Origin of the sequence: Nocardioides flavescens (genome assembly GCF_009823805.1) — a bacterium.
GTDB classification, from domain to species: domain Bacteria; phylum Actinomycetota; class Actinomycetes; order Propionibacteriales; family Nocardioidaceae; genus Nocardioides; species Nocardioides flavescens.
Genome location: NZ_WUEK01000014.1, coordinates 131,899 through 140,131, shown reverse-complemented (window position 1 = coordinate 140,131; position 8,233 = coordinate 131,899). Strand labels below are relative to the sequence as shown.

The window sequence follows — 8,233 nt, the reverse complement described above, 5'->3', positions numbered from 1 at the left end:
CCCACCCCCGCCAGCCACAGCCCATCACCAACAGGGCTGCAGCAACAGACTCACAGTCTCGAAACCACTCTCGTGGAACGCCGATCCGGTGGTCGAGCAGCGACCCCCGGCGAGCGTCGCCGAGACCCATCCAAGGCGGTCCGGGAGCCGACCAACCGGTGGTTGAGGAAGGACGAAGTCCTGTCTCGAAACCACTGCCAGCCGCCCCTCGGAAATTGTTCTGCCTACCGTCTCGGATCGTGGTCAACCATGGCCTCGACGGGGTCTGACTGTCGGTGGTGACCTCTAGCGTTTCACTCATGACGGAGCACCTCGACCACGACCTCGCGCAGGCCGTGCTGGCCTCCGCGACCCGGGTCGTGCGCGTCCGTCGTCTGGTCGAGGTCGAAGACCTCGAGACCCTCGCCGCGTGGGCCGACCTGCACACCGGACCCGCCACCGGTAAGTGGGACGCCCTGGTCCAGCTCGGCGGGCAGGGGACGCCCAGGGTGCGGGACCACTGCCTCGGCGAGATCGCCATGGCCCGCGGCACCGGAGTGGTGGCCACCTCAAACGCGTTGGCTGATGTGCTCGATCTGCGCCACCGGCTCCCGCTGACCTGGGCCGTCGTCCGCCGCGGCGAGGCGGAGGTGAACATCGCACGCCGGGTCGCGAAGTTGTCACGGCACCTGCCGCTCGATTGTGTCGGGACCGTCGATGCTGCGGTCGCCCGGGTCATCGCCCGCGAGGCCGGCGGCCGGGTCCTCGCGGTCGCCGAAGCCAAGATCATCGAGGCCGACCCCGCCCTCCACGAAGAACGAGCCGAAGCCGAACGCCGACGCCGCTACGTCGGGATGTCCCGCACCGACGAACACGGCCTCCGCACCATCATCGCGAGGGTCGAAGGCGGCGACGCGCACTGGATCGACGCCACCCTCACCCGGGTCGTCGAGCTCATCGCACCCAGGCACCCCGACGCCTGCGCCCAGGAGCTGAGGTCGATCGCGTTCGGGTGGCTCGCCCGACCCGCCGAGCTCTTCACACTCCTCGTCGAGCACCAGCAGCCCGCCCGGTTCGACCACGACGCCGAGGAAGCCGAGCCGTCCCGAGCGACCGCGATGCCCGCCGACCTCCTCGACGCCCTGCGCGACCTCGACCTCGAGCCGCTGCGCCCGCGCACCGTGCTCTACGTCCACCTCCACGAGGCCGCGCTCCACGGCACCCCCGCCGCCGCCCGCATCGAAGGGCTCGGCCCCAGCACGATCACCGGTATCACCAGCCTCCTCGCCGGCTGCAAGGTCACGATCAAGCCGGTCATCGACCTCGCCGACCGCGTCCGCACCACCGCCTACGAACACCCCGAGGCCCTCAAGGAACGGGTGCACCTCACCACCGGCGGCGACTACTGGCCCTACGCCGTCAACGTCAGCAGACGCGTCGACTACGACCACCCCACCCCGTACACAGCCCAAGGACCACCCGGGCAGACCGGCACCCACAACTCCGGCCCCCTCGGCCGCCGACACCACCGGTGGAAGACCCACGCCGGCTACCAAGCACGACAATCAGGCCAAGGCCGCTACGCCTGGCTCACACCCCACGGCCTCGGCTACCTCGTCGACCACACCGGCACCCGACCCATCCCCGCACACCACGCCCGGATGATCATCGACGCCCCACCAGGTCTCGACCTCTACCCCGGCACCGAGATCGACCTCGACTAGCGCTGACTGTGCGGCAAGATCGTCCGGTGAGCGGGGACGAACGTCAGCACCTGATCGACCGGCTCGAGATCCTCGAGGGCCTGTCCACCGCATCGCAGCGGTTGCCCGAGGTCGTCGACCTCGTGATGCGCACGGCCGACGGAGAGACGGTGGCGGCGCTGCAAGAGCTGCTGGGATGCAGCGAGAACGCGGACCGGGCGCTCCTCGACACGCAGCTGAGGCGTTGGTCTCCCGCTGCGGTCGCTGAGCTCCATGAGTGGACGAGGGAAGTCCGCGCCCAATTGGCCGAGTGCGACCAGGGGTGACCCTGTCCTGTCCGGGTCTGGCCTACCGTCGGTCCTGTGGTGCGAGCAACCGTGCGCGAGTGGCACGACGACCTCGGGTGGGGTGTGCTGGACAGCGAGGAGACCCCGGGCGGCTGCTGGGCGCACTTCTCGGCCATCGACACCGGTGACCTGAACGTCTTCCGGAGGCTGCGTCCGGGCCAGGTCGTCGACCTCGACGTCGAGCATCCCGGCCAGGACGGCTTCGACCATCGGGCGCGCAGGATCCGCGCCTAGGAACCGGGCATCTCGGGAACCGGTGATCGGGTTGATGAGCGCTGCGAGCCTCACAACCTCCTACCTCGGCGACGAGATCACGCTCGCGCTGTGCCGAGAGCGGCCGGAACCGACGCACGCCAAGACGCGTCGGACCGCCGTGCGAGCTCACCTGATCGCCGCTGCGGCGTTCGCATTCCTGGCGCCGTCAGCATGCGACGCGACATGCCTCTCGTCCGCGACGTCCTCCGCGTCCTGCGTCGGCCCGTACGTCGACGACCAACCGCCGCGCGGCACCTTCGGCGCCGAACCGCCCGTCGTCACGACTGGCGAGACAGTGACCCTCTACGGGCACTTCTTCCGCAGTGGCTGCAACGACACCGGCAACTGCGTCGACGAGGAGCGGCCCCTGCCCCCGGTGACGCTGCTCGTCACCTACCCCGGCGGCGGCACCGAGGAACTCGGCCCCCTCACGCCAGCAGGGTGGGACTCGGGCTTCCGCACCGAGCTGACGATCCCGGCCGGCACCCCGCCCGGCCGGATCCGGGTCCGCTACGACGGTCAACCGCGCCCACAGCGGCCGTTCGTCCTGGTCGTAGGCGCGGCCTAGACCCGCAGCGGAGCGGTGGCGAACGCCGCGAGCCCGGCGTCGGGCAGGATCTCGGCGCGGAAGCCGAGCTCGGCGGCGGCGCGGGCGGGCGAGGCGACGACGTGGCGCACGTCGCCGAGCCGGAAGCCGCCGGTGACCTCGGGCTCCGGGGTCGAGTCGGGCAGGCCGTCGGCGACGCGGCGGGCGACGTCGAGGATGGTCACCGGGTGCCCGGAGGCGACGTTGTAGGCGGCGTAGCGGCCGGCGGGCTCGTCGACCACGGCGCGGAGGGCGGCGAGGTTGGCGCGGGCGACGTCGTGGACGTGCACGAAGTCGCGCATCTGCCCGCCGTCCTCGTAGACCTGCGGCGCCTGGCCGCGCTCGAGCGAGGAGCGGAACATCGCCGCGACCCCGGAGTACGGCGTGTCGCGGGGCATCCCCGGCCCGTAGACGTTGTGGTAGCGCAGCGCCACTGCCGAGGCGCCCGCCTGGCGCACCCAGGCCGAGGTGTAGTGCTCCTGGGCGAGCTTGCTCGCGGCGTACGACGAGCGCGGGTCGAGCCGCGCGTCCTCGTCGACGAGCTCCCAGCCGAGGGGTCCGTCGCAGACGGGGCAGTGGTTCTCGAAGTCGCCTGACTCGAGCGCCTCGACCGCGCGGGGCGGCGGGGCCTGGTCGCCGTGCTCGGGGCAGGCGTAGCGGCCCTCGCCGTAGACGACCATCGAGGAGGCGAGCACCAGCCGGTCGACGCCCGCCTCGTGCATCGCGGCGAGGAGCACCGCGGTGCCGAGGTCGTTGTGACCGGCGTAGTCGGGCAGGTCGGCGACCTTGACGCCGGCGCCGACGACGGCGGCCTGGTGGCAGACCGCGTCGACGCCCTCGAGCAGGTCGGTCCACTGCGCGGCGTCGCGCACGTCGAGGCGGTGGGTGCCCGGCGGCGGGGTGGCCGAGCCGTGGGCCATCGGCAGCATCATGTCGACGCGCACGACCTCGTGCCCGTCGGCCTCGAGGACCTCGCCGATCGCCGTACCGATGAACCCGGCCGAGCCGGTGAGCAGCACCTTCACACCCGCCACCCTGCCTGAGGCGTGGGAGAGACTGGGGAGGTGCCCCCGCTGCGCTCGCTGTCACCGGCCCGTCGACGCTTCGTCCTCGGCTCGCTCGGACTCGCGATCGGCGTCGTCGTGGCCGCGCTGGTCGGCGTGGTGCTGAGCGGGGACGACGCGGTCGAGCCGGTCGCCCAGGACGATCCGGGGCCGGTCCTGCTGGTGCCGGGGTACGGCGGCTCGACGGCCGCGCTGCAGGTGCTCACCGACCAGCTGAGCGCCGAGGGGCGCGACGCCCGGATCGTGCGGCCCGAGGGCGACGGCACCGGCGACCTGCGGCAGCAGGCGGCCGACCTGGCCGACGCGGCGGAGCGAGTCCAGGACAGCACGGGGGCGGCCTCGGTCGACCTCGTCGGCTACTCCGCCGGCGGCGTCGTCGTGCGGTGGTACGTCGCCGAGCTCGGCGGCGGCTCCCACGTCCGCCGCGCGGTCACGCTGGTCTCGCCGCAGCACGGCACCGACCTCGCCGCCCTCGCCGGCACCCTCGGCTCCCGGGCCTGTCCGGAGGCCTGCCAGCAGCTGGCGCCCGACTCCGACCTGCTGCGCACGCTCAACGCCGGCGACGAGACCCCGGCGGGTCCTCGGTGGGTCTCGATCTGGACCACCGACGACGCCACCGTGGTGCCGCCGGACTCGGGTGCGCTGGACGGGGCGCTCGACTTCTCGGTGCAGGACGTCTGCCCCGGCCTCGCGGTCTCGCACCCCGACGCCCCGCGCACCCCGGCGGTGATCGCGATGGTCGCCTCCGTGCTCGGCACCGGCGGCCCCGACGTGCCGAGCAGCAGCACGTGCGCGGACGAGATCAGCCGGTGATCAGTCGGTGACGTCCTTGGTCGTGAAGTTGGCCCAGCCGGCCCCGAGGAACACCACGACGTAGACGCCCTGCAGCACGACCCCGCGCACCACGTCGCGCCACAGGATCGGGTCGCGGAACAGGTCGACGAAGGCCAGCCAGTAGCGGGTCGGCAGGTAGGGCTGCACCGCGTTGGCGGCGTCGAGCGTGATCAGCAGCGTCGAGGCGACGAGGATCGCGAGGGTGCCGAGCGCGGCCCCGAGCGGTGAGTCGGCGACCGTGGAGAAGAACAGCGCGATCGCGGCGACGCAGAGCATGCACAGCATCGCGTAGCCGAGCGCGAGCCCGGTGCGCCCGAGCAGCTCGGCGGTCGACATCGACGAGCCGGACACGCTCGTGGCGGGACCGGTGGCGGTGACCGTCTCGTTGCCGAGGAGCAGCACGCCGAGCACGTACGCCGTCACGGCGACGACGAGGACGGTCAGCACCACGAACGCCATCACCGCGACCAGCTTGGCCACGAGCAGCCGGGTGCGGCCCACGGGTCGCACGAGCAGGTAGCGCAGCGTCCCCTGCTGGGCCTCCCCCGCGATCGCCTCGCCCGCGGTGATCGCCACTGCGATGGGCAGGAACAGCGGCAGCACGATCGCCAGCGCGGCGAGCGGGAAGAGCGTGCCGTCGGTCAGCACGGCCGAGAGGAACGCCGGCCCGGTGCCCGGGCGCGGGCCGAGGTCGGTCCAGGCCAGGAGGAGGGCGACGAGGGTGGGCAGCGCGTCGATGAGCGCGATCGTCACCCAGGTGCGGCGGCTGCGCACGAGCTTGCTGAGCTCGACGCGGATCAGGGCCCCGGTCACGGCTGGCTCGCCTCCAGCACGACGTCCTCGAGGTGGCGGCGTTCGGGCACGAGCGCGGTGACGCGGACACCCGCGGCGACGAGCCGGGCGTTGAGCGCGGCGGGGTCGGGCTCGCGCACGAGAAGGCGCGGGCCGTCGTCGTCGTGCACGACCTCCTCCAGCGTGCCGTCGAGCAGCGAGCGGCCGAGCTCGACGTCGGGGGTGTGCACCGCGACCCGCCCGGTCGGCCCGCGCAGCTCGGCCAGGGGCGCCTGCACGACGAGACGGCCGCGCGCCAGCACCCCCACCCGGGTGCACAGCTGCTCGATCTCGGCGAGCAGGTGGCTGGACAGGAACACCGTCGTGCCCTCCCGGTTGAGCTCGAGCAGCAGCTCGCGGATCTCGTGGATGCCCTGCGGGTCCAGGCCGTTGGTCGGCTCGTCGAGCACCAGCAGCCGCGGACGGCGGAGCAGTGCGCTCGCCAGCCCGAGCCGCTGGCGCATGCCGAGGGAGTAGGCGCCCACGGGACGGTCGTCGACGTGGCCGAGCCCGACCCGTTCGAGGGTCTCGGCGATCCGGGCCTTGCGGCTCGACCGCGCACCGCCGGGGCCCGAGGCGTCGACGAGGGCGAGGTTGCGGCGCCCCGACAGGTGGTCGTACGCCGCCGGCCCCTCGACCATCGCGCCCACCTGCGGCAGCACGTGGCGCGCCGCCTTCGGCATCTCCTCGCCGAGCACCTCGGCGGTGCCGGAGGTCGCGAGCACCAGCCCGAGCAGCATCCGCACGGTCGTGGTCTTGCCCGAGCCGTTGGCGCCGAGGAAGCCGTAGACGTCGCCCTCGCGCACGTCGAGGTCGAGCCCGTCGACGGCCGTGATGGCGCCGTAGGCCTTGGTCAGCCCGTGGGTGCGGATCACCGTCAGCCCCGCCCGACGTAGCGGAAGCCGCGCACGACGTCGTCGGCGGCGCGCACCAGTCCGTCGCGGTTCAGCGTGCCGGCCAGCAGCCAGCCGCCCTCGCCCTCGGTGCCGGTCAGCACGACGCCGAGCGGGCCGACGGTCACCAGGGTGCGGCCGGGGCCGTCCTCGGTGCCGTCGGTGCGCTCGACCCCGGGGGTCACCGCGAGCTGGTCGCGCAGCGCGTCGGCCTCGCGGTCGCGCAGCGGGATGGCGATCACCTGGGTCAGCCCCTCTCCGTAGACCCCGACCGCGCGGTCGGAGGACTCGCTCTTCGCCAGCCCGGCGACGGTGCGCGGCGGGCGCACCGGGGCATACTGGTTGGCCGCGTCGGCGATGTCGAGCACGTCGTCGTACTCCACGTCGCTGCTCGGCGTTGCCGTGAAGTCCACGTCGGCGGCGGGGGGCCGCGCGCCGTCGAACTCCTCGAACGTGCTCGTGAACGCCGGCTTGCCGCTGCCGGCGTAGACCTCGACGCGCAGCGGCACCCCGGTGTCCGGGTCGGCCCACAGGTCGACGTGGTCGATGCTGGAGAGCTCCGAGGACGGCACGATCCGCAGCCCGGGCGCGCTGACCCCGGCGACGCGACGCGCGTCGAGCCGGCTGACGTCGCCGTCGCCGACCCCGTCGAGGAAGCGGCGGGCCAGCTCGGGCGGCACCAGGTCGGCGCTGCGCGGCAGCCGGATGTCGGGGTCGCGGCTCACCGTCGCCTCGGCGCGCTCGTAGTCCCAGGCGGTCGTGCGCCCACCGTCGTGGATCAGGTCGCGCTCACCGGTGAGCAGCAGCTGGTCGACGCGCCAGTGGTCGGCGTCGCGCCACCACGCGCGCAGCACCGTGCCCTCCCCGAACAGCGCACCGACGTCGCTGAACTGGTCGGCGTCAGGGAGCTGCAGGGTGCCCTCGGTCTCGACGTAGCCCGACCACCCGGCGTCCTGCGACGCGCGCACGCGCTCCAGCAGCGCGGAGGCGCTGACGTCGCTCTCGGCCGCGGGCAGGGCGCGCAGCCCGATCGGCACGCCGATTAGCAGCAGGGTGCCGAGGGCGACCACGCACCAGCGGCGGAACGGCGTCACCTCGAAGACGCTACAGAGCGGCGGGTCGCCCACCAGGCCACGACGAACCCCGCCAACAGCGACCCGAGGGTGCCGAGGGTCTCGTCGCCGAGGGTGTCGCGGTAGGCACCACCCGCCTCCTTGCCGGTGCGGATGAACAGGGCGTACTCCCCCAGCTCCCACGCCAGCGCGAGCACCGACCCGGTGCCCGCGACCAGCGGCACGAGGACCCACCGCGGGCGGACCGACGGCGCGACGAGCAGCCCGAGCCCCGCGCTGAGCAGCGCCCAGTGGGCGAAGTGGCTCGCGTCGTCCCACCAGCCGACCGAGCGGAACAGGTCGAGCCAGTTCGCCGCGGTGTCGGAGAGGAACGGCAGCATGATCAGCCCGAACGCGGCGTACGGCGGCGGCCCGGACCGGCGCGCGAGCGCCCAGACCAGTGGGGCGACGAGCATCAGCGCCGGGTAGGCGACGAGTCGGACGCCCCACCCCTTGTCGTCGAACTGCGGCCCGCCGACCACGACCGCGGCCACCAGCAGCGCGAGCGTCGCGAGCAGGACCAGCCCCGGGAACCAGACCCCACGGTGTCGCGCCATCCCTCCATGATGCTCGCTAGGGTGGACACCGGTGCGCCGGGAAGTCTGGTCGGCAGTCTGCTGCCGACCCCA

10 protein-coding genes are annotated in these 8,233 nt (G+C 73.3%); 5 read left to right on the top strand and 5 right to left on the bottom strand.

The features are described from left to right. The first annotated feature begins 299 nt into the window (after nt 1-299). From GRQ65_RS19610 to GRQ65_RS23065, 4 genes are read left to right on the top strand one after another with little or no spacing between them, the layout of a single operon-like run. Nucleotides 300-1,703 carry a hypothetical protein gene (locus GRQ65_RS19610; RefSeq protein WP_160879677.1) on the top strand — a complete coding sequence of 468 codons (1,404 nt, stop codon included), beginning with the start codon at nt 300-302 and terminating at the stop codon, nt 1,701-1,703. Nucleotides 1,704-1,729: 26 nt separating this feature from the next. Further along, on the top strand, nt 1,730-2,008 hold the full coding sequence (locus GRQ65_RS19605; RefSeq protein ID WP_160879676.1) for a hypothetical protein: 279 nt from the start codon (nt 1,730-1,732) through the stop codon (nt 2,006-2,008). Nucleotides 2,009-2,044: 36 nt separating this feature from the next. Further along, on the top strand, nt 2,045-2,263 hold the full coding sequence (locus tag GRQ65_RS19600) for a cold shock domain-containing protein (RefSeq protein WP_160879675.1): 219 nt from the start codon (nt 2,045-2,047) through the stop codon (nt 2,261-2,263). Nucleotides 2,264-2,297: 34 nt separating this feature from the next. Beyond that, entirely contained in the window at nt 2,298-2,852 is a 555-nt protein-coding gene (locus tag GRQ65_RS23065) for a hypothetical protein (RefSeq protein ID WP_237448551.1), read from the top strand. On the opposite strand, the gene GRQ65_RS19590 is transcribed toward GRQ65_RS23065, so the two are convergent. Then, the gene (locus GRQ65_RS19590) at nt 2,849-3,895 is read right to left on the bottom strand and encodes an NAD-dependent epimerase/dehydratase family protein (protein ID WP_160879673.1); all 1,047 of its coding nucleotides are present in this window, start codon (nt 3,893-3,895) and stop codon (nt 2,849-2,851) included. The genes GRQ65_RS23065 and GRQ65_RS19590 overlap by 4 nt on opposite strands. A 39-nt stretch (nt 3,896-3,934) precedes the next feature. Here GRQ65_RS19590 and GRQ65_RS19585 point away from each other — a divergent pair, with 39 nt between their 5' ends. Continuing rightward, the gene (locus tag GRQ65_RS19585; RefSeq protein ID WP_202388381.1) at nt 3,935-4,747 is read left to right on the top strand and encodes an alpha/beta fold hydrolase; all 813 of its coding nucleotides are present in this window, start codon (nt 3,935-3,937) and stop codon (nt 4,745-4,747) included. Here GRQ65_RS19585 and GRQ65_RS19580 read toward each other — a convergent pair whose 3' ends face one another. The 4 genes from GRQ65_RS19580 to GRQ65_RS19565 are packed head-to-tail and all read right to left on the bottom strand — an operon-like array spanning nt 4,748 to nt 8,161. Beyond that, nucleotides 4,748-5,581, bottom strand: coding sequence for a DUF2705 family protein (locus GRQ65_RS19580; protein ID WP_202388380.1), 834 nt, complete (start codon nt 5,579-5,581; stop codon nt 4,748-4,750). It lies immediately after the preceding gene. Beyond that, nucleotides 5,578-6,474: an ATP-binding cassette domain-containing protein gene (locus tag GRQ65_RS19575; protein WP_160879672.1), complete on the bottom strand. Its 897-nt coding sequence runs from the start codon at nt 6,472-6,474 to the stop codon at nt 5,578-5,580. Before GRQ65_RS19575 ends, GRQ65_RS19580 begins: the two co-directional genes overlap by 4 nt. A gap of 2 nt (nt 6,475-6,476) precedes the next feature. Further along, entirely contained in the window at nt 6,477-7,586 is a 1,110-nt protein-coding gene (locus GRQ65_RS19570) for a transcriptional regulator (protein ID WP_160879671.1), read from the bottom strand. Next, nucleotides 7,583-8,161, bottom strand: a complete 579-nt coding sequence (locus tag GRQ65_RS19565) for a hypothetical protein (RefSeq protein ID WP_160879670.1) — start codon at nt 8,159-8,161, stop codon at nt 7,583-7,585. Before GRQ65_RS19565 ends, GRQ65_RS19570 begins: the two co-directional genes overlap by 4 nt. Between the last annotated feature and the right edge of the window lie 72 nt (nt 8,162-8,233).

What these genes read in the sequence shown, in the direction of transcription:
- GRQ65_RS19610 (WP_160879677.1), top strand. Translation starts at nt 300, where the DNA reads ATGACGGAGCACCTCGACCACGACCTCGCGCAGGCCGTGCTGGCCTCC.
- GRQ65_RS23065 (WP_237448551.1), top strand. Translation starts at nt 2,298, where the DNA reads ATGAGCGCTGCGAGCCTCACAACCTCCTACCTCGGCGACGAGATCACG.
- GRQ65_RS19565 (WP_160879670.1), bottom strand. Translation starts at nt 8,161, where the DNA reads ATGGCGCGACACCGTGGGGTCTGGTTCCCGGGGCTGGTCCTGCTCGCG.